Annotated in this window: 24 protein-coding genes; 16 read left to right on the top strand and 8 right to left on the bottom strand. The window is 60.7% G+C overall.

Going from position 1 to position 24,504, the window contains the following annotated elements:
* Nucleotides 1-69 precede the first annotated feature (69 nt).
* Nucleotides 70-1,446, bottom strand: a complete 1,377-nt coding sequence (locus OZ428_RS31680) for a glutamine synthetase family protein (protein WP_003213894.1) — start codon at nt 1,444-1,446, stop codon at nt 70-72.
* A 278-nt stretch (nt 1,447-1,724) separates the two neighbouring features.
* Between OZ428_RS31680 and OZ428_RS31675 the strand changes: the two genes are divergently transcribed.
* The 8 genes from OZ428_RS31675 (at nt 1,725) to OZ428_RS31640 (ending at nt 10,377) form a co-directional block, all read left to right on the top strand.
* On the top strand, nt 1,725-1,964 hold the full coding sequence (locus OZ428_RS31675; RefSeq protein WP_133075502.1) for a hypothetical protein: 240 nt from the start codon (nt 1,725-1,727) through the stop codon (nt 1,962-1,964).
* A gap of 79 nt (nt 1,965-2,043) precedes the next feature.
* The gene (locus OZ428_RS31670) at nt 2,044-3,402 is read left to right on the top strand and encodes a glutamine synthetase family protein (protein WP_028618371.1); all 1,359 of its coding nucleotides are present in this window, start codon (nt 2,044-2,046) and stop codon (nt 3,400-3,402) included.
* A 58-nt stretch (nt 3,403-3,460) separates the two neighbouring features.
* Nucleotides 3,461-4,825: an aspartate aminotransferase family protein gene (locus OZ428_RS31665; RefSeq protein ID WP_016978998.1), complete on the top strand. Its 1,365-nt coding sequence runs from the start codon at nt 3,461-3,463 to the stop codon at nt 4,823-4,825.
* Between the two features lie 197 nt (nt 4,826-5,022).
* A complete protein-coding gene (locus OZ428_RS31660) occupies nt 5,023-6,117 on the top strand; it encodes a polyamine ABC transporter substrate-binding protein (protein WP_028618369.1) in 1,095 nt (364 codons plus the stop codon).
* Nucleotides 6,118-6,270: 153 nt separating this feature from the next.
* Nucleotides 6,271-7,365: a polyamine ABC transporter substrate-binding protein gene (locus OZ428_RS31655; protein ID WP_010207338.1), complete on the top strand. Its 1,095-nt coding sequence runs from the start codon at nt 6,271-6,273 to the stop codon at nt 7,363-7,365.
* 71 nt (nt 7,366-7,436) lie between these two features.
* Nucleotides 7,437-8,579: an ABC transporter ATP-binding protein gene (locus OZ428_RS31650; protein ID WP_033897564.1), complete on the top strand. Its 1,143-nt coding sequence runs from the start codon at nt 7,437-7,439 to the stop codon at nt 8,577-8,579.
* Nucleotides 8,576-9,496, top strand: a complete 921-nt coding sequence (locus tag OZ428_RS31645; RefSeq protein WP_016979002.1) for an ABC transporter permease subunit — start codon at nt 8,576-8,578, stop codon at nt 9,494-9,496. The genes OZ428_RS31650 and OZ428_RS31645 overlap by 4 nt, the downstream gene beginning before the upstream one ends.
* Nucleotides 9,493-10,377, top strand: a complete 885-nt coding sequence (locus tag OZ428_RS31640; RefSeq protein ID WP_065931819.1) for an ABC transporter permease subunit — start codon at nt 9,493-9,495, stop codon at nt 10,375-10,377. Before OZ428_RS31645 ends, OZ428_RS31640 begins: the two co-directional genes overlap by 4 nt.
* Nucleotides 10,378-10,574: 197 nt before the next feature.
* On the opposite strand, the gene OZ428_RS31635 is transcribed toward OZ428_RS31640, so the two are convergent.
* Nucleotides 10,575-11,216: an HD domain-containing protein gene (locus OZ428_RS31635; RefSeq protein ID WP_269132258.1), complete on the bottom strand. Its 642-nt coding sequence runs from the start codon at nt 11,214-11,216 to the stop codon at nt 10,575-10,577.
* A 197-nt stretch (nt 11,217-11,413) separates the two neighbouring features.
* On the opposite strand from OZ428_RS31635, the gene OZ428_RS31630 reads away from it, so the two are divergent.
* Complete coding sequence (locus OZ428_RS31630) at nt 11,414-12,379, top strand: GlxA family transcriptional regulator (RefSeq protein ID WP_269132257.1); 966 nt, start codon at nt 11,414-11,416, stop codon at nt 12,377-12,379.
* On the opposite strand, the gene OZ428_RS31625 is transcribed toward OZ428_RS31630, so the two are convergent.
* The gene (locus OZ428_RS31625) at nt 12,357-12,710 is read right to left on the bottom strand and encodes a carboxymuconolactone decarboxylase family protein (protein WP_016973032.1); all 354 of its coding nucleotides are present in this window, start codon (nt 12,708-12,710) and stop codon (nt 12,357-12,359) included. The two genes, OZ428_RS31630 and OZ428_RS31625, sit on opposite strands and share 23 nt — an antisense overlap.
* Before the next feature lie 103 nt (nt 12,711-12,813).
* Between OZ428_RS31625 and OZ428_RS31620 the strand changes: the two genes are divergently transcribed.
* Complete coding sequence (locus OZ428_RS31620) at nt 12,814-13,722, top strand: AraC family transcriptional regulator (protein ID WP_269132256.1); 909 nt, start codon at nt 12,814-12,816, stop codon at nt 13,720-13,722.
* Here the strand turns inward: OZ428_RS31620 and OZ428_RS31615 are convergent.
* Both OZ428_RS31615 and OZ428_RS31610 read right to left on the bottom strand, forming a co-directional pair.
* Nucleotides 13,708-16,062, bottom strand: coding sequence for a penicillin acylase family protein (locus tag OZ428_RS31615; RefSeq protein ID WP_269132255.1), 2,355 nt, complete (start codon nt 16,060-16,062; stop codon nt 13,708-13,710). The genes OZ428_RS31620 and OZ428_RS31615 overlap by 15 nt on opposite strands.
* A 31-nt stretch (nt 16,063-16,093) precedes the next feature.
* The gene (locus OZ428_RS31610) at nt 16,094-16,669 is read right to left on the bottom strand and encodes a DUF6436 domain-containing protein (RefSeq protein ID WP_028618361.1); all 576 of its coding nucleotides are present in this window, start codon (nt 16,667-16,669) and stop codon (nt 16,094-16,096) included.
* A 99-nt stretch (nt 16,670-16,768) separates the two neighbouring features.
* Between OZ428_RS31610 and OZ428_RS31605 the strand changes: the two genes are divergently transcribed.
* Nucleotides 16,769-17,689 carry an alpha/beta hydrolase gene (locus OZ428_RS31605; RefSeq protein ID WP_269132254.1) on the top strand — a complete coding sequence of 307 codons (921 nt, stop codon included), beginning with the start codon at nt 16,769-16,771 and terminating at the stop codon, nt 17,687-17,689.
* Nucleotides 17,690-17,695: 6 nt separating this feature from the next.
* Here the strand turns inward: OZ428_RS31605 and OZ428_RS31600 are convergent, their stop codons facing one another.
* Complete coding sequence (locus OZ428_RS31600; protein WP_095013917.1) at nt 17,696-18,448, bottom strand: DUF2059 domain-containing protein; 753 nt, start codon at nt 18,446-18,448, stop codon at nt 17,696-17,698.
* 131 nt (nt 18,449-18,579) lie between these two features.
* Here OZ428_RS31600 and OZ428_RS31595 point away from each other — a divergent pair, with 131 nt between their 5' ends.
* Both OZ428_RS31595 and OZ428_RS31590 read left to right on the top strand, forming a co-directional pair.
* Nucleotides 18,580-19,212: a 2OG-Fe(II) oxygenase gene (locus tag OZ428_RS31595; protein ID WP_025999959.1), complete on the top strand. Its 633-nt coding sequence runs from the start codon at nt 18,580-18,582 to the stop codon at nt 19,210-19,212.
* 2 nt (nt 19,213-19,214) lie between these two features.
* Complete coding sequence (locus tag OZ428_RS31590) at nt 19,215-19,697, top strand: DUF523 domain-containing protein (protein WP_269132253.1); 483 nt, start codon at nt 19,215-19,217, stop codon at nt 19,695-19,697.
* Here the strand turns inward: OZ428_RS31590 and OZ428_RS31585 are convergent, their stop codons facing one another.
* Nucleotides 19,698-20,189, bottom strand: coding sequence for a transporter substrate-binding domain-containing protein (locus OZ428_RS31585; protein ID WP_133075494.1), 492 nt, complete (start codon nt 20,187-20,189; stop codon nt 19,698-19,700).
* Nucleotides 20,190-20,323: 134 nt separating this feature from the next.
* Here OZ428_RS31585 and OZ428_RS31580 point away from each other — a divergent pair, with 134 nt between their 5' ends.
* Nucleotides 20,324-20,764 (top strand): DUF4399 domain-containing protein, encoded by a 441-nt coding sequence (locus OZ428_RS31580; protein WP_033897576.1) that lies wholly within the window; start codon nt 20,324-20,326, stop codon nt 20,762-20,764.
* Nucleotides 20,765-20,827: 63 nt separating this feature from the next.
* Here the strand turns inward: OZ428_RS31580 and serA are convergent, their stop codons facing one another.
* Nucleotides 20,828-22,057: a phosphoglycerate dehydrogenase gene (gene serA / locus OZ428_RS31575; protein ID WP_003195214.1), complete on the bottom strand. Its 1,230-nt coding sequence runs from the start codon at nt 22,055-22,057 to the stop codon at nt 20,828-20,830.
* 204 nt (nt 22,058-22,261) lie between these two features.
* On the opposite strand from serA, the gene OZ428_RS31570 reads away from it, so the two are divergent.
* Together OZ428_RS31570 and OZ428_RS31565 are read left to right on the top strand one after the other, a co-directional pair.
* Nucleotides 22,262-23,656: an FAD-binding oxidoreductase gene (locus OZ428_RS31570; RefSeq protein ID WP_122675396.1), complete on the top strand. Its 1,395-nt coding sequence runs from the start codon at nt 22,262-22,264 to the stop codon at nt 23,654-23,656.
* A gap of 21 nt (nt 23,657-23,677) precedes the next feature.
* Nucleotides 23,678-24,343, top strand: coding sequence for a fumarylacetoacetate hydrolase family protein (locus OZ428_RS31565; protein ID WP_061434528.1), 666 nt, complete (start codon nt 23,678-23,680; stop codon nt 24,341-24,343).
* Nucleotides 24,344-24,504 lie beyond the last annotated feature (161 nt).

Genomic DNA, 24,504 nt, shown 5'->3' with positions numbered 1-24,504 from the left:
TATTAGAGAACACCATAAAAAATGCCGCAGGCCATTCAGCCTGCGGCATTCTTTTATTGCAGCCGCCGTTTAGACGGTATGCAGGTACCAGTTGTACTCAAGGTCGGAGATGGAGTGTTCGAACTCCTCCAGCTCACTTTCCTTACAGGCGACGAAGATATCGATGTATTTAGGATCGATGTACTTGGCCATCACCTCGCTGTCGTCCAACTCACGCAGGGCATCGCGCAGGTTGTTCGGCAGGCTCTGTTCGTTCTGCTCGTAGCTGTTGCCTTCCACGGGTGCGCCAGGCTCGATCTTGTTGGTCAGGCCGTGGTGCACGCCTGCCAGGACCGAAGCCATCAGCAGGTAAGGGTTGGCGTCGGCGCCGGCCACGCGGTGTTCGATACGTACGGCATCGGACGAGCCGGTCGGTACGCGGATCGCCACGGTGCGGTTATCCAGGCCCCAGCACGGCGAGTTCGGCACGTAGAACTGTGCGCCGAAACGACGGTAGGAGTTGACGTTGGGGCACAGGAACGCCATTTGGGCGGGCAGGGTCTCGAGCACACCGCCGATCGCGTGACGCAATGCGGCGTTCTGCTCGGGATCCTCGCTGGCAAAGATGTTCTTGCCGTCCTTGTCCAGAATGGAGATGTGTACGTGCAAACCGTTGCCTGCCTGGCCTGGGTAAGGCTTGGCCATGAAGGTGGTGTCCATCTCATGGTCGTAGGCGATGTTCTTGATCAGGCGCTTGAGCAGTACCGCGTAGTCGCAGGCCTTGATCGGGTCGGCGACGTGGTGCAGGTTCACTTCGAACTGCGCCGGGGCACTTTCCTTGACGATGGCGTCGGCCGGGATGCCTTGCTCTTTGGCACCTTCCAGGATGTCCTGGAGGCAGTCGACGTATTCGTCGAGGTCGTCGATCAGGTAGACCTGTGTCGAGTGCGGGCGTTTGCCGGAGATCGGCGAGCGGGGCGGTTGTGGGCGGCCGTTCACGTTCTCCTGGTCGATCAGGTAGAACTCAAGCTCGAAGGCGGCGCAGATGGTCAGACCGAGGTCGTCAAATTTGCTTACAACTTGGCGGAGCACTTCGCGCGGATCGGCGAAGAAAGGTTCACCTTCAAGTTCGTGCATGGTCATCAGCAGTTGCGCGGTAGGGCGCTTTTGCCACGGCTCATTGCACAGGGTGTCGGGGATCGGATAACAGATTCGGTCAGCATCACCGATGTCCAGGCCCAGACCGGTGCTTTCCACCGTAGAGCCGTTGATATCCAGGGCAAATAAAGAGGCAGGCAGGTTAATGCCCTTCTCGTAAACCTTGTGGAGGCTGGTGCGTTCGATGCGCTTGCCGCGCACCACACCATTCATATCCGCAATTAGAAGGTCTACGTACAGAACCTCAGGATGATCCTTAAGGAACGCGTTCGCTTCGTTAAGCTGAACGGCACGCGGGGGTACCGACATGATGCAACACCTTTGTTGTTAAAAATATCAATCATTGATCTTTTCTGGTTTCAGTCAACCCGAACGGCATGCCGAAGTCAAGCGAGGCCTTTTTTGCCCTAAAAAAGCGCTGCGATGGCTTTTTTGGGGCTTTTTGGGGCGGTTTTTCGGGTTTGAGGGACTTGGGACTAGCAGGCTTGAGCGGCCCGTGTTGTATTTTTTACGGGGGTGTTGTGTAAAAAAATGAACAAGGCTAAGCTCGATTCAAACCCATAACAGCAATAATACCGGGGTGCTTCATGTTTCACCTGCCGCCCAACGGCGTCTTGGCCTGCTTCAGCCAGGCTGTGTCATCCGTCCATTCCTCCCGCGTGAATGCCTGCGCACCGGCCATTATTCTTGACGCCCGGGCCGACCTCTTTTTTGCCTCCTCATTTGCCACCGAACGGCCTGCGCCTCGCATGCTGCTCAAGATTGCGCACAACTTTGGCGTGAGGAATGCAACGCTGCAGCAAATGGCAGGTAAGCTCCTACCCTGAATGAAAAAACGACGCGGATGCTGCGTCAACCAACGCCTGGCCTTTAACGGACGCCAGGAAACCCAGCCCAGAGGCATTTATGAGTAACAACCTCGACCAGCTCACCGATTGGTTGAAAGACCACAAGATCACAGAAGTCGAATGCATGATTGGCGACCTCACCGGCATCACCCGGGGCAAGATCTCGCCGACCAACAAGTTCATCGCCGAGAAAGGCATGCGCCTGCCCGAGAGCGTTCTGTTGCAGACCGTGACCGGCGACTATGTCGAAGACGACATCTACTACGAATTGCTCGACCCGGCCGACATCGACATGATCTGCCGCCCCGACCAGAACGCGGTGTACCTGGTGCCTTGGGCCATCGAGCCTACCGCCCAGGTGATCCACGACACCTACGACAAGCAAGGCAACCCGATCGAGCTGTCGCCGCGCAACGTGCTCAAGAAAGTCCTCAAGCTCTATGCCGACCGCGGCTGGCAGCCCATCGTGGCGCCGGAGATGGAGTTCTACCTGACCAAACGCTGCGAAGACCCGGACTTCCCGCTGCAACCGCCGATTGGCCGTTCCGGTCGCCCGGAGACTGGTCGTCAGTCCTTCTCTATAGAAGCCGCCAACGAATTCGACCCGTTGTTCGAAGACGTCTACGACTGGTGCGAACTGCAGGAGCTGGACCTCGACACCCTGATCCACGAAGACGGCACCGCGCAGATGGAAATCAACTTCCGTCACGGCGATGCGCTGTCCCTGGCCGACCAGATCCTGGTGTTCAAGCGCACCATGCGTGAAGCCGCGCTCAAGCACAACGTGGCCGCCACCTTCATGGCCAAGCCTATGACCGGCGAGCCTGGCAGCGCGATGCACCTGCACCAGAGCATCATCGACATCGCCACCGGCAAGAACGTCTTTTCCAATGAAGACGGGACCATGAGCCAGCTGTTCCTCAACCACATTGGTGGCCTGCAGAAATTCATCCCTGAATTGCTGCCGCTGTTTGCCCCCAACGTGAACTCGTTCCGCCGCTTCCTGCCCGACACCTCGGCGCCGGTCAACGTGGAATGGGGCGAAGAAAACCGCACCGTCGGCCTGCGTGTACCGGATGCCGGCCCGCAGAACCGCCGTGTGGAAAACCGCCTGCCGGGCGCCGACGCCAACCCATACCTGGCGATTGCCGCCAGCTTGTTGTGCGGCTACATCGGCATGGTCGAAGGCCATAACCCGAGCGCGCCAGTGGTGGGTCGTGGTTACGAGCGACGCAACCTGCGCCTGCCGTTGACCATCGAAGACGCCCTGGAACGCATGGAAAACAGCAAGACCATCGAGAAATACCTGGGTCAAAAATTCATCACAGGCTACGTCGCGGTCAAGCGGGCTGAGCATGAAAACTTCAAGCGCGTGATCAGTTCGTGGGAGCGGGAATTCCTGCTCTTCGCCGTCTGATGCGCCGGGCGCGCCCTTTAAACGGCGCGCCCTTCACTGAAAAGTCTAGGAGATTGGTATGTCCAGCAACAACCCGCAAACCCGTGAATGGCAAGCCTTGAGCAGCGATCATCACCTGGCGCCGTTCAGCGACTTCAAGCAATTGAAAGAGAAAGGCCCGCGCATCATTACCAAAGCCCACGGCGTTTACCTGTGGGACAGCGAAGGCAACAAGATCCTCGACGGCATGGCCGGCCTGTGGTGCGTGGCGATCGGTTACGGTCGCGATGAACTGGCTGACGCCGCCGCCAAGCAGATGAAAGAACTGCCGTACTACAACCTGTTCTTCCAGACCGCTCACCCGCCGGTGCTGGAACTGGCCAAGGCCATTTCCGACATCGCGCCTGCCGGCATGAACCACGTGTTCTTCACCGGTTCCGGCTCCGAAGGCAACGACACCATGTTGCGCATGGTCCGCCACTACTGGGCGATCAAGGGCCAGCCAAACAAGAAAACCATCATCAGCCGCAAGAATGGCTACCACGGCTCCACAGTAGCCGGCGCCAGCCTGGGCGGCATGACGTATATGCATGAGCAGGGCGACTTGCCGATCCCTGGCATCACCCACATCGCCCAGCCTTATTGGTTTGGCGAAGGCGGCGATATGAGCCCCGAAGAATTCGGCGTGTGGGCCGCCAACCAGCTGGAAGAAAAGATCCTGGAACTGGGCGTGGACAACGTCGGTGCCTTTATTGCCGAGCCGATCCAGGGCGCCGGTGGCGTGATCGTACCGCCGGCCACCTACTGGCCGCGCATCAAGGAAATCCTCGCCAAGTACGACATCCTGTTCATCGCCGACGAAGTGATCTGCGGTTTCGGCCGTACCGGTGAGTGGTTCGGTAGCGACTTCTACGACCTCAAGCCACACATGATGACCATCGCCAAGGGCCTGACCTCGGGTTACATCCCCATGGGCGGCCTGATCGTGCGGGATGAAGTGGTGGACGTCCTTAATGAAGGCGGTGATTTCAACCACGGTTTCACCTATTCCGGTCACCCGGTTGCCGCCGCGGTGGCGCTGGAAAACATCCGCATCATGCGCGATGAAAAAATCGTTAACCGTGTCCACGACGAAACGGCACCGTATTTGCAGAAACGTCTGAGGGAATTGGCGGATCATCCGCTGGTGGGCGAAGTGCGTGGCGTGGGTATGCTTGGTGCCATTGAACTGGTGCAGGACAAAGCCACCCGCAAGCGTTACGAAGGCAAGGGCGTCGGCATGATCTGCCGTACGTTCTGCTTCGAAAATGGCCTGATCATGCGCGCCGTGGGCGACACCATGATCATTTCGCCACCGCTGGTGATCAGCAAGGCAGAAATCGACGAGCTGGTGACCAAGGCTCGCCAGTGCCTGGACCTGACTTTGGCGGCATTGCAGGGCTAAGTGCTAGGCTCAGAACGCAGCGGCTTCGGGCGCTGCGTCTGAGTGGTTATAAAAATGGGGGCATTGGTTGAAAGCCGGCCCTCGAACTTGCCAGACTGTCGCCCTGTTTTGTTGCCCTTTGGCTGGGCCTCGAAACATATGAAGCTTGTGGCCCAAAAAAGAAAAAATTGGAGCATCACCAAATGAAGGCATTAGGTTTGAAGAACGCTGGCAAGACCCTCCTCGCCTTGTCCCTGATGGGCGCAATGGCGGGCGCGGCCCAGGCTGACGATAAAGTGCTGCACGTCTACAACTGGTCCGACTACATTGCACCGGACACCATCGCCAACTTTGAAAAAGAGTCCGGCATCAAAGTGGTGTACGACGTTTTTGACAGCAACGAAACCCTGGAAGCCAAGTTGCTGGCAGGCAAGTCCGGTTACGACATCGTCGTACCGTCGAACAACTTCCTCGCCAAGCAGATCAAGGCCGGTGTCTACCAGGAGCTGGACAAGTCCAAGCTGTCCAACTACGACAACCTGAACAAATCCCTGCTCAAAGCCGTGTCGGTCAGCGACCCGGACAACAAGCACGCCTTCCCGTACATGTGGGGCTCGATCGGCATCGGCTACAACCCGGAGAAGGTCAAGGCCGCGCTGGGCGTGGACAAGATCGATTCGTGGGACGTGCTGCTCAAGCCAGAGAACATCGCCAAGCTGAAAAGCTGCGGCGTGAGCTTCCTCGATTCGCCAACCGAAATGCTGCCGGTAGCGCTGCATTACCTGGGCCTGCCGACCGACACCCAGAAGAAGGCCGACCTGAAGCAGGCCGAAGACCTGTTCCTGAAAATCCGTCCTTCGATCGGCTACTTCCACTCATCCAAGTACATCTCCGACCTCGCCAACGGCAACATCTGCGTGGCCGTGGGCTACTCGGGTGACATCGAACAGGCCAAGTCCCGCGCGGCTGAAGCCGGTGGCAAGGTCAAGGTGGCCTACGACATTCCGAAAGAAGGCGCTGGCAGCTTCTTCGACATGGTCGCCATCCCTAAAGATGCCGAGAACGTCGACGCCGCGTACAAGTTCATGAACTACCTGCTCAAACCGGAAGTCATGGCTGAAATCACCAACAGCGTGCACTTCCCGAACGGTAACGAGAAGGCCACCGCACTGGTCGACAAAGAAATCACCAGCGACCCGGGCATCTACCCGCCAGCGGACGTACAGGCCAAGCTCTATGCCATTGCTGACCTGCCGGCTGCCACCCAGCGTGAAATGACACGCAGCTGGACCAAGATCAAGTCCGGGAAATAACCGGTCTTTGTTAACCACCGCGCCTGGCGCGGTGGTTATCGAAACAATTAAATGACAGAAAGTTTTGCCGGATCGGTTTATCGAGGGTAAGTTGCGCGCCGGTTTTGTTGCCGGGCAACAACTTTGGGCCCAACTATTTAAGAGGACCTCCACTTGCCAATTTCTTTATTTCGCAAAGCCATGCTGGTGGGTGCAGGTATCACGCTGACGTTGAGCGTGCAGGCCGCACCGACGGTGCATATTTATAACTGGTCGGATTACATCGGCACCGACACCCTGGCCAACTTTGAAAAGGCCAGCGGCATCAAGCCCGTGTATGACGTGTTTGATTCCAACGAAACCCTGGAAGGCAAGCTGCTGGCCGGGCGTACCGGCTACGACGTGGTGGTGCCGTCCAACCACTTCCTGGGCAAGCAGATCAAGGCCGGGGCGTTCCAGAAGCTCGACAAGTCATTGCTGACGAATTACGCCAACCTCGACCCGGCGCTGCTCAAGCGCCTGGAAAAGAATGACCCTGGCAACCAGTACGCCGTGCCGTACCTGTGGGGCACCAATGGCATCGGCTACAACGTCGATAAGGTGAAGGAAGTGCTGGGCGTCGACCATATCGATTCCTGGGCGGTGCTGTTCGAGCCGGAAAACATGAAGAAGCTGGCGACCTGCGGCGTGTCGTTCATGGACTCGGCGGATGAAATGCTGCCGGCGGTGCTCAACTACATGGGCCTGAACCCCAACAGCACGAACCCGGATGACTACAAGAAGGCCGAAGAGAAGCTGCTGAAAGTGCGGCCGTACGTGACCTACTTCCATTCTTCCAAATACATCTCGGACCTGGCCAACGGCAACATCTGTGTGGCGGCGGGTTTCTCCGGCGATGTGTTCCAGGCCAAGGCCCGTGCGGCCGAGGCTGGCAAAGGCGTGAACATCGCCTACACGATTCCCAAAGAAGGCGGCAACCTGTGGTTCGACGTGCTGGCCATCCCCAAGGATGCCACCAACGTCAAAGAGGCCCATGCCTTCATCAACTATTTGCTGCAACCTGAGGTTATCGCCCAGGTCAGTGATTACGTCGGTTATGCCAACCCTAACCCAGGGGCGGACAAACTGATGGAGCAATCGATACGCACGGACGAAGCGGTTTACCCACCGCAGGCGGTACTCGACAGGACCTTTGTCAACTTCGAGCTACCCCCGAAAGTGCAACGTTTGATGACCCGTAGCTGGACCAAGGTCAAGACGGGCAAATAAAGCTTTAACGCTCAAACTATCCTGGGTTCGCCTGCATCGGGCGAACAGCAATTTTGTTGGGAGTTTCGTAAATGGCAGTTGCCTCCGGCGCCTATAAGAAAGCCCTCGAAGGGGACCAGACACCGAAGAAGGTGCTGGTCAAAATCGACCGGGTCACGAAGAAGTTCGACGAGACGATTGCCGTGGACGATGTGTCCCTGGAAATCAAGAAAGGCGAGATCTTCGCCCTGCTCGGCGGTTCGGGTTCGGGCAAGTCCACCTTGCTGCGCATGCTCGCGGGTTTCGAGCGCCCGACCGAGGGCCGCATCTACCTCGACGGCGAAGACATCACCGACATGCCGCCCTACGAGCGGCCGATCAACATGATGTTCCAGTCCTACGCCTTGTTCCCGCACATGACCGTGGCGCAGAACATCGCCTTCGGCCTGCAACAGGACAAGATCCCCAAGGCCGAGGTCGACGCCCGCGTGGCCGAGATGCTCAAGCTGGTGCAGATGAGCCAGTACGCCAAGCGCAAGCCGCACCAGTTGTCCGGTGGCCAGCGTCAGCGTGTGGCCCTGGCGCGTTCCCTGGCCAAGCGTCCGAAACTGCTGCTGCTCGATGAGCCCATGGGCGCCCTCGACAAGAAACTGCGTTCGCAGATGCAGCTGGAACTGGTGGAAATCATCGAGCGCGTCGGCGTGACCTGCGTGATGGTGACCCACGACCAGGAAGAGGCCATGACCATGGCCGAGCGCATCGCGATCATGCACCTGGGCTGGATCGCCCAGATCGGCAGCCCGATCGACATCTACGAAACGCCTACCAGCCGCCTGGTGTGCGAGTTCATCGGCAACGTCAACATCTTTGACACCCAAGTGGTTGACGACGCCGAAGGCCACGCGGTGCTCAAGTGCGCCGACCTGGACCGCGACATCTACGTGGGCTACGGCATCGCCACGTCGGTGGAAGACAAGTCGGTGACCTACGCGATTCGCCCGGAAAAACTGCTGGTCACCACCGAAATGCCGACCTGCGAACACAACTGGTCCAGCGGCAAGGTGCACGACATTGCCTACCTGGGCGGCCACTCGGTGTTCTACGTGGAGCTGCCGAGCGGCAAGCTGGTGCAATCCTTCGTCGCCAACGCCGAACGCCGTGGCCAGCGGCCAACCTGGGGTGACCAGGTCTACGTGTGGTGGGAAGACGACAGCGGCGTGGTACTTCGCTCATGAACATGAAGAAGCTCAAGCGCCGCCTGCAACGAATAACGCCCAGTGGCCGTCATGCGGTCATTGGCATTCCCTTCCTGTGGCTGTTCCTGTTCTTCATGCTGCCGTTCTTCATCGTCCTGAAGATCAGTTTTGCCGAAGCCGACGTCGCGATCCCGCCGTACACCGAGATCTACACCTTCGTTGAGCAGAAACTGCAGTTGGTGCTCAACCTGGGCAACTACGCGATGCTCGGCGACGACGAGTTGTACATCGCCGCGTACCTGGGCTCGCTGAAAATGGCGTTCTTCAGCACGCTGCTGTGCCTGCTGATCGGCTATCCGATGGCCTACGCCATTGCCAGTGCGCGCAAAGAGATGCAGACCGTGCTGGTGCTGCTGATCATGATGCCGACCTGGACCGCGATCCTGATCCGCGTGTATGCGTGGATGGGCATTCTCAGCAACAACGGCTTGCTCAACGGCTTCCTGATGTCCATCGGGTTGATCAACGAACCGCTGCAGATCCTCAACACCAATATTGCGGTGTATATCGGCGTGGTCTATTCGTACCTGCCGTTCATGATCCTGCCGTTGTACGCCAACCTGGTGAAACACGACCAGAGCCTGCTGGAAGCCGCATCCGACCTGGGTTCGAGCACCTTCAACAGCTTCTGGAAGATCACTGTGCCGCTGTCCAAGAACGGCATCATCGCCGGCTGCATGCTGGTGTTCATCCCTGTGGTGGGCGAGTTCGTGATCCCGGAACTGCTGGGCGGCCCGGAAACCCTGATGATCGGTAAAGTGTTGTGGCAAGAATTCTTCAACAACCGTGACTGGCCGGTGGCGTCTGCCCTGGCGGTGGTGATGCTGGCGATCCTGATCGTGCCGATCATCCTGTTCAACCGCAGCCAAGCCAAAGAGATGGAGGGCAAGATATGAAGCGCTTCAGATTCTCCAGCTTTATGCTGGTGGCGGGGTTGTTGTTCATCTACCTGCCGATGTTGATCCTGGTGATCTACTCGTTCAACGAATCCAAACTGGTGACGGTATGGGGCGGTTGGTCGATCAAGTGGTACGTGGGCCTGCTGGACAACACCCAGTTGATGGGCTCGGTGGCACGCTCCCTGGAAATCGCCTGCTACACGGCGGTGGCCGCGGTGGCGCTGGGTACGCTCGCGGCCTTCGTGCTGACGCGCATCAGCCAGTTCAAGGGTCGCACGCTGTTCGGCGGCCTGGTGACTGCGCCGTTGGTGATGCCGGAAGTGATCACCGGTCTGTCGCTGTTGCTGCTGTTTGTTGCCATGGCGCAGATGATCGGCTGGCCCCAGGAGCGTGGCATCGTCACCATCTGGATCGCCCACACCACGTTCTGTGCGGCGTACGTGGCGGTGGTGGTGTCGGCGCGCTTGCGTGAGCTGGACCTGTCGATCGAAGAAGCGGCAATGGATTTGGGGGCGAGGCCGTGGAAGGTGTTCTTCCTGATCACCATCCCGATGATCGCGCCGTCGTTGGCGGCGGGCGGCATGATGTCGTTCGCGCTGTCGCTGGATGACCTGGTATTGGCCAGCTTCGTGTCGGGGCCGGGTTCCACCACCTTGCCGATGGAAGTGTTCTCGGCGGTACGTCTTGGGGTTAAACCCGAGATCAACGCCGTGGCCAGCCTGATCCTGTTGGCGGTGTCGCTGGTGACCTTCCTGGTGTGGTTCTTCAGCCGTCGTGCCGAAGAGATGCGCAAGAAGGCGATCCAGCAAGCCATCGAAGAAGCGGCGGCGGATGGCTGGCAACAGCCGGACAAGCGCCGGGCGCCTGCACCGGTCTAACACCCACCTATGGGAGCAGGCTTGCTGTAGGAGAGGGCTTGTGTGGTGAGCGGGCTTGCCCCGCGCTGGGCTGCGCAGCAGCCCCAAAACCAGGCACCGCATTCGTTCTGAATGGATGCGATACCTAAGGAGGGGCTGCTACGCAGCCCAGCGCGGGGCAAGCCCGCTCACCACATTGATCGAGTTAGCCTTATTGGTTACGCAGTCCACGGCGATTTACGAATCACCTCCACAAAATTCATCGGCTTGAACCCCGGCTCCTGATCCACCAGCACATCCGTCTTCACGTTGCCAAACGTGGTCTGCGGACGATGACGCAAGCCGTCGGCAAACGCGCAGATGATGCACTCCTTGAACCCTTCGCCACGTGGATGCGCATGCACCACAGCTTCGCGCTGCACGGTGGAAAATGCGGCGTAGTCCATGCCCAGCACGTCCATTTCCACACCGGCTGTCACCAGCGCCACGGTCGGACGCAGATGCTGCGGCACGCCCGGTGTGGTGTGCAGGGCGATGGACAGCCACACCTGTTCGATATCGTCATCGCTCAGCCCGTAAGGCTTGAGAAAGGCCGCCGCCGCGTTGGCGCCGTCGACTTCGAAGCGTTCGTTTTCACTGCGGTGGCCTTCCACCAGGCCCAGGTCATGGAACATCGCGCCGACGTAGAGCAGCTCCGGGTTGTAGGCGAGCTGCTTGCGTTCGCCGCTCAACGCGCCGAACAGGAAGACCCGGCGGGAGTGGTGGTAGAGCAGGTCGGATTCGACGTCGCGAATGTATTCGGTGGTGGCCTTGGCCAGGGCGCTGTCCGGGATCTGGATGCCGGCGATGGTGGTGCTCATGGTCGTTCTCCTCAACAAAGCGCCGGGGGTGGCGCCGATGAGTCCAGTCTGGTCGCGTGCCCGCGAAGGGGCTATGGCGGCGAGGATGCGATCCCGGCCAATGTGCCGCTACATCGTGCCAAGTGGCATGTTGGTGGGTGATTCGCTAGGGTGAGGCGATCGTCTACCGTCGATTCATCACAAGGTTATTTCCGACCATGGGCAAAACCGTCGCCATCCTGATCTTCCCCGGCGTCCAATCACTGGACGTGACCGGCCCCATGGACGTGTTCTGCGAAGCCAACCGCTTTCTACCGTCGCAAGACCATTACCAACTGGAAGTAATCGGCTTCTGCCACGGCAGTATGGCCGCCTCAAACGGCCTCGCGTTGCAGGCCCACCGGCATTACAGCGAAGCGCTTGAGCCCTACGACCTGCTGCTGGTCGCCGGCGGCCCGCAGTTGCCCTTCGAAGACTTCGGCGTCGAGTTCGACGACTGGCTGCGCGGCGCCACTGACCGTGCGCAACGTTTCGGCTCGATCTGTAATGGCGCCTTCATGCTGGCGCGCGCGGGGCTGTTGGACGGCAAAACCGTGACCACCCACTGGAATGACGCAGCGGACCTGGCGCGCTTGTGCCCCACGGCCCAGGTCGACGCCGACCGCCTCTATGTGCAGGACGGCAATCTCTACACCTCGGCCGGGGTCACGGCGGGCATCGATCTGTCGCTGTATTTGCTGGCCCAGGATCACGGCCCGGAAGTCGCGTTGAGTGTGGCCAAGCGCCTGGTGGTGTTTACCCAGCGCTCGGGCGGGCAGTCGCAGTTCAGCCCGTTCCTGACACCCCACGCCGAAACCACTTCGGCGGTGGCGCTGGTGCAGTTGTACGTGTTGGCGAACCTGACGGGGGATTTGACCATTGCTGACCTGGCCAAGGCGGCCAATATGAGCGCGCGTAATTTCTCTCGGGTGTTTGCCCGAGAGGCGCGGATCACACCCGCGGAGTTTGTCGAGCGGGCGCGCGTAGACGCGGCGCGGGTCATGCTTGAAAGCAGCCCCGCACCGCTCAAGACTGTCGCCTATCAATGCGGCTTTCGCGACGCCCAGCACATGCGCAGTGTGTTCAACCGCCGGCTGGGCGTGACGCCGCAACAGTTCCGGCTTAACTTTGCGGCGCCGGTTTGAGGGTGTCGTAGGCTTCCAGGGCGCGCAGCGAGTAGATGTACGCCGCGCCCGCATTCAGCGAGATGGCGGTGGCCAGGGTTGCGGCGACTTCTTCACGGGTGGCGCCGGCCTTGATCGCCGCGTCGGCATGCACGCCGATGCAGCCATCGCAGCGGGTGGTGATGGCCACGGCGATAGAGATCAGTTCACGGGTCTTGGCGTCGAGCACGTTGTTTTCTTCGGCGGCTTCGCCCAGCGCCATGTAGGCTTTGACCATCTTCGGGTTGCTCTTGCCCAGCGCGCCAAAGGCTTTCTTCACGGTAGGCAGCAAGTCGGACCAGTTATTGAACATTGCGGTAACTCCTGAACAGGTGTGGTGGGTGTGAAGCCAGTCTCTTCCGTTCGGAGGTAGCGTTATTGTTCAATCCGCTCATCTTTTTGACCGATGCTCGCAAATGAATTCGATCGACACACTCATCGCGCTGGCCAACCTGCGCGGCAGTCTGGATCTACGCTGTCAATTCCAGGGGGACTGGGCCCTGGACCACGCGCCGGAGTGCCTCGGCGTGGCGCCTTACCACATTGTGCTCAGCGGCAACTGCCGCGCCGAGTTGTCAGGCGGGCAGCAAGTGACGCTGGAGGAGGGCGATATTCTGCTGATGCCCGGCGGCGCTACCCATTTATTACGCAGCCAGGGCGCGCGCATCCGGCCGATGCAGCCCATGGTGATCGAGGGTGGCCTGCTCCCGGTGCATCGCCTGGGCGGCGACCGGCCGGAGCTCGACATGCTTTGCGGCAGCTTCCACTACAACCGCCAGTCATTGCTGCTCGGCGCGTTGCCGGAGTACCTGGTGGTGTCCAGCCGCGAGTGGCAAGGCGACGGCCAACTGGCGGCGTTGATTGCGCTGCTGCGCAGTGAAGCGGACAGCCAGCAACTGGGCGCGCGCTCCTTCATCGATGCGTTGTCGTCGGCGCTGTTCACCCTGATCCTGCGCACCTGGCTGGCGCGCCAGGCGCCCGTGGCCGGCACCTTCGCGCTGCTTGCCGACAAGCGCCTGAGCAAGGCCTGGCAGGCGATGCTGGCCGATCCGGGGCATGAGTGGACCATCGACAGTCTGGCGTCGGCTGCGACGATGTCACGCGCCACCTTCATGCGTGCGTTCGTGAAAGTCGCGGGCGTGTCGCCGTGGGTGCTGCTGACCCAGTTGCGCATGGAACTGGCCTTCAACCTGTTGCGCCAGTCGCACCTGAGCCTGCTGGATATCGCCGCCCAGGTGGGTTACCAGTCCCAGGCGGCATTCAGTAAGAAATTCAAGGAAACCTATGGCGAGGCGCCGGGGCGCCTGCGGTCATCGGGCGGGTAGCAGCTTGAGGGTGCCACGGGTGTTGGCGGTGACTTCCTCGTCGGTGAAGTGCGCCTGTTCGTAGCCGCCTTCGATGTAGGTTTCTGCCTGGTCGCCGTAATGCCGGTCAAACGGCACCCCGCTTTGGCCGACCGGGTTGATGGTCAATGCGTGGGCCGCGTCGGCGAAATCGATCAGACGGCGGGTCGAAGGCCCATAGGTGACGGGCCACGGTGCCGGGCCGATGTTGGCCGATTGGTTATTTGGCACTTCGTGGGTGCCCGGCGCCGGGAACGGGCCGACATTGACGATCAGGTCCAAGGGTTTCTGCGAGCCCAGCGGGTGGCCGTGGGTCAGGGTATGGGCCTTGCCCCATTGCCATTGGCTTGGGTCATCGCCGAAGGTGGCCTTGAGGTGTGCGAGGCTGTTGTCCCAGGCGAGCTTGACGGTGTCGGCGCGCTTGCCGTCCCACCACGGCGAATCCGGCGCGGCGGCCAGGCGTGGCAGGGCGGCGTCGATCACGCGGGTGCCGAGCAGGGTCTTGAACATGCCGTCGCCGAGTTTCGGATGGAAGGCGGCGTCGGCCAGGTTGAACAGGAACTGATTGAACAGCGTGGCGCTGGTCGAGTCCAGCGGGTAGTCACCCTTCCAGCTTGCAAGCTGCTCCACCAGTTTCAACTGCGCCGGGTCCTTGACCACCTCACGCAGCACCGGCAACAGCGGCGCCAGCAGGCGCGGGCCGAAGGCGGTGGTGGTGCCGAGCTGCAAGGCCTGGCTGTTATTCACATCCCACTTCACGCTCTTGTCGCTCAACTGCGCGTTCAACTGTTGACCACGGTCGGCCAGGTTGTAGTAACCGGGAATCTCCATGCCGGTCGGTGAGACCGGCTGGGCATTGGCTGACACCACGTAGCCGCGCGCCGGGTTTTCTTCCTGGGGGTTGGCGCTGAAGGGATAGAAGCCCAGCTTGTCGGCCTGGGCGGTGCTGCCGTCAAGGATAAATCCGGCGTTGACGCCGGTTGGCCGGATCGGCAACTGCGCCGCCGCCCACCAGCCGATATCGCCCTTGGCATTCGCCCATACAATGTTCAGCCCCGGCGCCGACACCTTGGCCGCCGCCGCACGGGCCTTCACCAGCGTGTCGGCGCGGTTGAGCTGGTAGAAGCCCTCAAGAATCGGGTTCTGGGTATCGAGGAATGCCCACCACATGGCAATCGGCGTCTTGCCGGCGTTTTCGCCCAGCACATCATTGATGATCGGGCCGTGGGGCGATTGACGCAGGGTCAGCGTCACCGGCGCCTGGCCCTTCACTGCGATCTGTTGCTCGGTGCTGCTCATGTCGACCCACTGGTCGTGGTACCAGACCTGGTTGGGGTTGTCCGGGTTGACCTTCTCGGCGATGAGGTCGAGGTCATCGTTCTGGAACATGGTCAGGCTCCAGCCGAAATCCAGGTTGTGCCCCAGGAACGCCACCGGCACCAGTGCATTGTGATAGCCATACAGCTCGAAACCCGGCGCCGACAACTGCGCCTCGTACCACACCGACGGCACCGAGAAACGGATGTGCGGGTCACCGGCGAGCAAAGGCTTGCCGCTCTTGGTGCGGTTGCCGCTGATGGCCCAGGCGTTGCTGCCTTCGAACTGCGGCAGGCCGTTGTCGGCCAGGGCCTGTTCGCTCAGGGAGGCGAGGGCGCCGAAGGCCTGCCAATCGCTGGTGGCGAGGTTGAGGGCGCCTTTGGGTTGCCAGTCCAGGTCAAAGACTTTCAGGTAGTCGCTGCCCAGTTGGTCGCGGATGTAGGTCAGCACGGGCTCGGTACGAAACGCGGCGGCAAAGCTGTAGGCCATGTACCCGGCGACGCTGATGGTGTCCTCGGCGGTAAACGGCCGCCTGGGGATGCCCAGCACGTCGAACTCCATCGGGCTGGCGTGGCTGTCCTGATACTGGTTGATTCCGTCCAGGTAGGCTTGCAGCGCCTTCCAGTGCGCCGACTCGTGGTCGAGTTGCGCCACATAGGTGGCCGCACGGTCGCGAATGCGCAGGCTGCGGAACAGCTTGTCGGTCTCCAGCACCTTGGGCCCCAGCACCTCGGCCAGTTCGCCTCGGGCCAGGCGCAGCATGATCTCCATCTGGAACAGGCGGTCCTGGGCGTGCACGTAGCCCAGGGCGCGATACAGGTCGGTTTCGTTCTCGGCTTGGATGTGCGGCACGCCACGGTCGTCGTAACGCACCGTGACCGAGCCTTGCAGGTTGGCCAGTGTGACCGTGCCCTGGCGGGTGGGCTGCTTGCTGTAAACGTACCAACCGGCGCCGAGGGCGACCAGTACGACAAGAACCGCGAGAACCCGCAAGACGCGCTTCATGAACATTCCTTACCAAGAGTGGGGTGGCGAGTTACGAGCCTTTTGGCCACGAACAATAGCAGCCCACCGCCAGGGTGTGCGTGGCATTTACCTCACGTCCTGTTTCAAGGGCCTTCAAGATCGGCTCAATAAAACTGTTGCTGGAATTGCACGTGAGGCCTTCGCTGTAGGGCCCGAAGTACGCGAGCTTGCCGCTGCGATCCCAGATGCCCACGGCCGGGCTGGCTGGCACCTGCTCGGCGCCGGGCAGGGCGGTGAGGGTTTTCATGCTGCGCAGGTTGTCGGGCAGTTGGCCGTGGCTGCCGGGTTTTTGCAGCGCGTAGAACTCGACGCCTTGGGGCGCGTACTGCTCGATCAGCTCGCCCAGGTGCTGCTGGTTGCCGACGTTGCACGGGCACGCCGGGTCCCAGAAGTGCACCAGGCGGATCGGGCCGGGGCCGGCAAGGTCGGCGGGTAGCTTCAACGGGTCGCCGGAAAACACCGCCGTGTGCTCGCTGAAGGCGCGCAGGTAGCGGCCTTGGAACCAGTCATACGCCGCCCACAGCACGCCGGCGCAGATCACCAGGATCAGGCTCGCGAACAAGGCGGTGCGGTAGGGCTGTCGCATTCAGATGTATCCTCGAAGGTCGCGTAGCTTGCCATGCTTGTCCTGACAGATGAATATCGCAGCTCGATATTCATCTTTGCCGCAAGTCTGGAAGCCTTTATGCCCGTTACCTTTGACCCCGATCATCTGCGCGAAAGCTTGCGGCCCCTGGTGGATGCGCAACCGCTTTCAGCCGAGGCGCGGGTCTACCAGCGTTTTTACGGGCTGGACCAGGCCATGAGCCGCCTGGGGCGTTTCGAGGTGGAGGGGTTTGAGGTGGTGGCCCAGGTGTGGTGGCCGCAATCGCCGGTGGCGACGATGTTCATGTTCCACGGCTTCTACGACCACATGGGGCTGTACCGTCATGTGGTGAAGTGGGCGCTGGAGCAGGGCTTCGTGGTGATCGCCTGCGATCTGCCGGGGCATGGCCTGTCCAGCGGCGCGCGTGCCAGCATTGATGATTTTGCGGTGTATCAGCAGGTGGTGAAGGCGCTGTTTGCCCAGGCGCAAGCACTGCAACTGCCGCAACCCTGGCACCTGTTCGGGCAAAGTACCGGTGGTGCGGTGGTGGTGGATCACCTACTCAACCATGGCGCCGACAGCCCGGCCCAGGGAAAGACTTTTCTGCTGTCACCGCTGGTGCGGCCACGTGCCTGGGGGTGGTCGCAGGTCAGCTATTACCTGCTGCGTCCGTTCGTCAAAGGCATCGCACGGCGATTCAGCGAAAACACCCACGACCCGGCATTCAAGCCGTTCCTGGAGGCCGACCCGCTGCAACCGCGCCAACTGCCGACTGCCTGGGTGGGCGCTTTGGCGCGCTGGATCAAACGCATCGAAGCCGCACCGCGCAGCACCCGGCGGCCGGTGATCGTTCAAGGCGAGGAAGACATGACGGTGGACTGGCAGCACAACCTGCAGGTGTTGCGCGGCAAGTTCGACCAGCCCGAGGTGTTGATGCTGCCGCGTGGCAGGCATCACCTGGCCAATGAGATTCCGGAGATTCGCGAGGTGTACTTCAAGTACCTCACCGACCGTGTGTGATGGCGATCAGGGCGCCAGGCTTGAGGTGCTCTGGCCGACTGCCAGTCCGGCGCGAATGGCAGCGAGGGCAGCCTGGTAATACGCCTTACCTTCCGGCGACTCGGCAAACGTCGCGAATTCTTCCAGCTCCGGGTCGGACAAATCCCGATAGACGTACAGCAGCGTGTTGTTCAGATCCTTGTCGATCTGCTGCATCAACCGCTCACGCTGGCCGTTCAACATGCCTTGGGCCTGCCCACCGCCCAGCAGGCCGGGAATCATCTGGCTCAAGCTATCGGCCGCGACTCCGGCAATCGCCAGGCTGACTTCCGCACCGGCTTCTCGGGCTGGCAGGGCCTGGGCCAGGTGGCCGATGATCAGGCTGCGAGTCGCGTCGGCTTCGATTTTCGGCAGGCCCTGGGCGTTTTTCGCCAGTTGATCACGGCGCGTGGCGAGCAACTCGGCGGCGACAATCTTGCGGCCCAGGGGCGATTGGAAAAACGCCAGGGCCGGTTTGGGATCCGCCAGGTTCTTGCGCAATTGCGCTTCGGCACGCTGGTCCACAGCCTGGGCGGCGAAGCGTTTATTGCTGTTGTCCACCAGCGCCTGGTACACCGCCGGTGGCAAGCTGTTGCGGTAACGCTGCTGGGCGGCACTGAGGGCATCATTGAAATGCGCACGTTGTTCGGCCCAGCCGGCGACCTTGTACAACTGGTCATGGCCGTCTGCCCAGGCGGGCAAAACGCAGAACATCAGCAAGGAAAAAAACAAACGACGCATATGGACTCCTGTCAGTCGGCCACTATTGTCCGTGTCGGGCGTAGGATTTGTCGAGAAGTCCTATCAGTCACCTGACTAAAGTGCAGTCAGACGCTCGGCGGCTCTGTCGGATTCACAGGCGTATGGATACTATGCGCGCCATGCAAATACCCCTCGATCACCCCTTGCTGCAACGTATTGTCGACGACCTGGCCGAAAAGGGCTGGTCCCGGCAGGACGGCTTCCTGCCCCAGGCTCTGACCCTGGAACTGGCGGCTGAGTGCCGTAAACGTGCGGCCGAGGGTGAACTGGCCCCGGCGGCGGTGGGGCGCGGCCCGGCCCAGGAAATTCGCGAAGGCATTCGCGGTGACCATATCCAGTGGTTGGAGGACGGTGACGCGGCGGTCTGCGACACCTACATGGCGCTGATGGACAGCCTGCGTTTGGCGATGAACCGTGGCCTGTTCCTCGGTCTGGAAGATTTCGAAAGCCATTTCGCGATGTACCCACCGGGGGCGTTCTACCTCAAGCACCTGGACCGTTTCCGCGACGATGACCGGCGCATGGTCTCGGCGGTGATCTACTTGAACGATGCCTGGCTGCCCGAACACGGCGGCCAATTGCGCATGTACCTCAAGGACGGCGTCGAATACGATGTGGTGCCCACCGGCGGTTGCCTGGTGGTGTTCCTGTCGGGCGAAGTGCCCCACGAAGTCATGCCCGCCACGCGCGAACGCCTGTCCCTTACCGGCTGGTTTCGTCGGCGGGGCAACGAGCCGTTCTGAACATGGAAAAAATACTGATCAGCCGCTGCCTGCTGGGGCACAAGGTGCGCTATGACGGTGGGGCGAGCGGGCCGTTTGACCAACTGGCGGTGTGGCAGGCCGAAGGGCGGGTGGTGGCGATCTGCCCGGAAGTGTCGGGTGGTTTGCCGACGCCACGACCTGCTGCCGAAATTCCAGGCGGGCAAGGCGTGGATGTCTGGGAGGGCCGCGCCCAGGTGCTCACCGCCGAGGGCGAAGACTTCAGCGCGGCGTTCCTTGAGGGGGCGCGCCAGGCTTTGGCGCTGGTGCAGCGCCACCATATCCGCATTGCCGTGCTCAAGGCCAATAGCCCGTCGTGCGGCAACCTGCTCACCTATGACGGCACGTTTTCGGGTGTGAAAGTGAGTGGCGAAGGTGTGACGGCGGCGCTGTTGAGGCAGCATGGCGTTCAGGTATTCAGTGAATTGCAATTGCCCGAAGCCGCCGCCGCCCTGGCGCACCGCTGATTATTGGGCTTTGGCCACCGGCTCGGTTTCCAACCATTTCTGCGCCAACGCCTTCAACCGGCCATCCGCCTTCACGCGCTGCAAGGCCTTGTCCAGGCTCGCCTTGAACGCTGGATTGCCCTTCTGAAAGGGAATCGCCAGCGCTGGCTTCTCGTTGTAAAGCTCACTGAAATCGAACCGATCCTGCAGCGCGGCAGTCATAGCGATATGGTTGATGGCCACGTCGTATTTGCCGGTTTCCACGCCCGGGAGCAGGTCGGCGTCATCGGTGGTGATGAACGAGGGGCGCACGTCCATTTCCTTGGCCAGTTGTTCGCCCAATTCCACTTCGAAGCCGGTGAGTTTTTCGCCTTCCTTGAAGTTGTACGGTGGGGTGTTGGCTTCAAGGGCGATGCGCAGTTCGCCACGGTCGAACACATCATCGACCAGTTCGGCATGAGCCAAAGGGCTCAGAAGGGGCAGCAACAGTAACAGGCCAGGCGAAAAGCGCATGGTCACTCCTAGAGATTTTTAATGTGCGAGGCGCCGTTCAGCATCGCTTTGCTATGGTGTTGAGTGCCTTGGACAGCAATTTGTCGCGAAGTTGTCATAACCCTACAGATTTCACAGAAAAACTGGAGAAGCGAATGAAAGCCCTTTTGTCCCGTGCAACCCTTGCCAGCCTGTTGCTGGGTGCCTCGATGTTGGCGAATGCTGCTGATGTCCCTCGCACGCCTGCTCCCAAAGGCGCCGAGGTGTTTATCGTCTCGCCCAAAGACGGCGCAACCGTCGACAAAACCTTCACCGTCAAATTCGGCGTCAAGGGCCTGGACCTGGAACCGATCGACAAGCAAGTACCGGGCGCCGGTCATCATCACCTGCTGGTCGATCAGGACGTGACGTCGCTCAAGGCCGACGAAGCCATTCCAGCCACGGCCACGTCGATTCACTTCGGCAAGGCACAAACCGAGACCGAGCTGACCCTCGCACCTGGCAAGCACACCTTGCAGCTGGTGGCTGGCGATAACGTGCACCGCCAGTTCGAGCCCACTGTAGCCTCGAAAGTGATCACGGTTAACGTTAAGTAAGATTTGTTCAGATGCAAAAAAGGGAGCCCCGAGGGGCTCCCTTTTTCATGCTGCGGCGAAACCTTAGAACAACACGCGGCTACGAATCGTGCCGTTGATGTGCTGCAGCTTCTCTTGCGCCAGGTCTGAGTACTCGGCGTCGACGTCGATCACCACGTAGCCGACCTTCTCGTTGGTCTGCAGGAACTGACCGGAGATGTTGATGCCGTTTTCCGCGAAGACCTTGTTGATCTCCATCATCACGCCAGGGATGTTCTGGTGGATGTGCAGCAGACGGTGCTTGCCAGGGTGAGCCGGCAGGGCCACTTCCGGGAAGTTCACGGACGACACCGACGTACCGTTGTCGCTGTACTTGACCAGCTTCTCCGACACTTCCAGGCCGATGTTGGCTTGGGCTTCGGCAGTGGAACCGCCGATGTGCGGGGTCAGGATCACATTGTCCAGGCCACGCAGCGGGCTTTCAAAGATGTCGTCGTTGGAGCGCGGCTCCACCGGGAACACGTCGATGGCGGCGCCGATCAGGTGCTTGTCCTTGATCGCGTCGGCCAGGGCGTCCAGCTCGACCACGGTGCCACGGGCAGCGTTGATCAGGATGCCGCCTTTCTTGATGGCGCGGATTTCCTTCTCGCCGATCATCCACTGGGTCTCAGCGGTTTCCGGGACGTGCAGGGTCACGATGTCGGACATGCCCAACAGCTCGGTCAGGCTGGCCACTTGCGTGGCGTTGCCCAATGGCAGCTTGGTCAGGGTGTCGTAGAAGAACACCTGCATGCCGAGGCCTTCGGCCAGGACTGACAACTGAGTACCGATCGAGCCGTAACCGACGATACCCAGCTTCTTGCCGCGGATTTCGAAGGAGTTGGCTGCGCTCTTGATCCAGCCGCCACGGTGGCAGGACGCGTTCTTCTCAGGAATGCCGCGCAACAACAGGATGGCCTCGGCCAGCACCAGCTCCGCAACGGAACGGGTGTTGGAGTACGGTGCATTGAACACCGCGATGCCGCGCTCGCGCGCTGCGTTGAGGTCGACCTGGTTGGTGCCGATGCAGAAACAGCCGACCGCCACGAGTTTCTTGGCGTGATCGAAGATCTCTTCGGTCAGCTGAGTGCGGGAGCGAATGCCGATGAAGTGCGCGTCGGCGATCTTTTCCTTGAGTTGGGCTTCCGGCAGAGAACTGGTGATGTACTCAATGCTGGTGTACCCGGCGGCTTTCAGAACGTCGACAGCCGATGGGTGGACGCCTTCCAGAAGAAGGAACTTGATCTTGCTCTTATCGAGAGAAGTCTTGCTCATCTGCGTAAACCTGTATCCCGGAGAAAAATGGCAGGGAATCGGATCACGTAAGCTGACCCGGACGGCAGGAAAGCCGTCACCGCAGAAACGCCCTTGGGCTCTGTCCTGCGGGGGCGGTATGCTAGCATACGCGCCCCGCAAACACTCATTCCTGCGACGTGAAGCGTTCTCAGGATGACCATGAATTGTTCGAGAGTTCTGTCGATGACCCATCCTGCCCTGATTGATGAGCTAAAGACCCTGGTTGAGCCCGGCAAAGTGCTGACCGATGCAGACTCCCTGGAGGCTTACGGCAAGGATTGGACCAAGCACTTCGCACCCGCGCCGACCGCCATTGTCTTCCCCAAGACCACTGAGCAGGTCCAGGCCATTGTGCGTTGGGCCAATGCCCACAAGGTGGCGCTGGTGCCATCGGGCGGGCGTACCGGCTTGTCCGCCGCTGCCGTGGCGGCAAATGGCGAAGTGGTCGTGTCGTTCGACTATATGAACCAGATCCTCGACGTGAACCTCACCGACCGCACCGCCGTGTGCCAGCCGGGCGTGGTCACCAAGCAATTGCAGAACGTCGCTGAAGAAAAAGGCCTGTACTACCCGGTGGACTTCGCATCGTCCGGTTCCAGCCAGATTGGCGGCAATATCGGCACCAATGCCGGCGGAATCAAGGTGATTCGCTACGGCATGACTCGCAACTGGGTGGCCGGCATGAAGGTCGTCACCGGCAAGGGTGACGTACTGGAATTGAACCGCGACCTGATCAAGAACGCCACCGGCTACGACATGCGCCAGCTGTTCATCGGCGCTGAAGGCACCCTCGGCTTTGTGGTCGAAGCCACCATGCGTCTGGACCGTGCGCCGAAAAACCTCACCGCCATGGTGCTCGGTACGACCGACTTCGATTCGATCATGCCGGTCTTGCACGCGTTCCAGAGCAAGCTGGACCTGACTGCCTTCGAATTTTTCTCCGACAAGGCCCTGGCCAAGGTCATGGGCCGTGGCGACGTGCCTGCGCCGTTCGAAACCGAGTGCCCGTTCTACGCGCTGCTGGAATTCGAAGCCACCACCGAAGAAGTCGCCAATCATGCGCTGGAAACCTTCGAGCATTGCGTGGAGCAGGGCTGGGTGCTGGACGGCGTGATGAGCCAGAGCGAAACCCAACTGCACAACCTGTGGAAACTGCGCGAGTACATCTCCGAGACCATTTCCCACTGGACTCCGTACAAAAACGATATCTCGGTGACTGTCTCCAAAGTGCCGGCGTTCTTGAAGGAAATCGACGCGATCGTCGGCGAACACTACCCCGACTTCGAAATCGTCTGGTTCGGTCACATCGGCGACGGCAACCTGCACCTGAACATCCTCAAGCCGGAAAACCTGAGCAAGGACGAGTTCTTCGCCAAGTGCGCCACCGTGAACAAGTGGGTGTTTGAAACCGTCGAGAAGTACAACGGTTCGATCTCCGCCGAACACGGCGTGGGCATGACCAAGCGTGACTACCTGACTTACAGCCGCTCGCCGGTTGAAATCGAATACATGAAGGCCGTCAAAGCCGTGTTCGACCCGAACGGGATCATGAACCCTGGCAAGATCTTCGCTGTTTAATCGCCCTGAAGGAGTCGTTCCATGAGCTACCAGCACAAGTATGTCGACGGCACCAACATCCACTTTCCGGTCGGTAAAGTGGTGTGTATCGGGCGTAACTACGCCGAACACGCCAAGGAATTGGACAACCCGGTGCCGACCGAGCCGCTGCTGTTCATCAAGCCGGGCAGTTGCGTAGTGCCGCTGGAAGGCGGTTTCAGCATCCCGACCGAGCGCGGTTCGGTGCACTACGAGGCGGAAATCGCGGTATTGATCGGCAAACCCTTGTCGACCAAGCCCAGCCGTGAAGAAGTGCTCGACGCCATTTCCGGCTTCGCCCCGGCCCTGGACCTGACCCTGCGCGACAAACAGGCCGAGCTGAAAGCCAAGGGCTTGCCGTGGGAAATCGCCAAGTCCTTCGACGGTGCGGCGGTGATCGCGCCGTTCGTGGTGGGCAGCACCTTCCCGGACGTGACCGACATCGGCATCCGCCTGAGCATCAATGGCGAAGTGCGCCAGGATGGCAACAGCGCGCAGATGCTCAACCCGATCATCCCGATGATCCAGCACATGGCCGGCTGCTTCTCGCTGCAAGCGGGCGATGTGATCCTCACCGGCACCCCGGCTGGCGTGGGCCCGCTGAACGTGGGCGATGAGCTGGTGTTGGAACTGTCGGGTGTGAACCGCTTCGAAAGCAGCGTTCGCTGAACCCGTTCTTGTAGGCGCTGGCTTCTGTGGTGAGCGGGCTTGTCCCGCGTTGGGCTGCGAAGCGGCCCTAAAACCTGACGGCGCGGTTTGTCAGGAAGAATGCGCCGGCCTAATTGGGGCCGCTTCGCAGCCCAACGCGGGACAAGCCCGCTCGCCACAAC

It is taken from the genome of Pseudomonas sp. GXZC (assembly GCF_026967615.1).
GTDB lineage: Bacteria > Pseudomonadota > Gammaproteobacteria > Pseudomonadales > Pseudomonadaceae > Aquipseudomonas > Aquipseudomonas azotoformans_A.
Note: the sequence above shows the minus strand (reverse complement) of the source record. Positions and strands in the feature narration are given on the sequence as shown.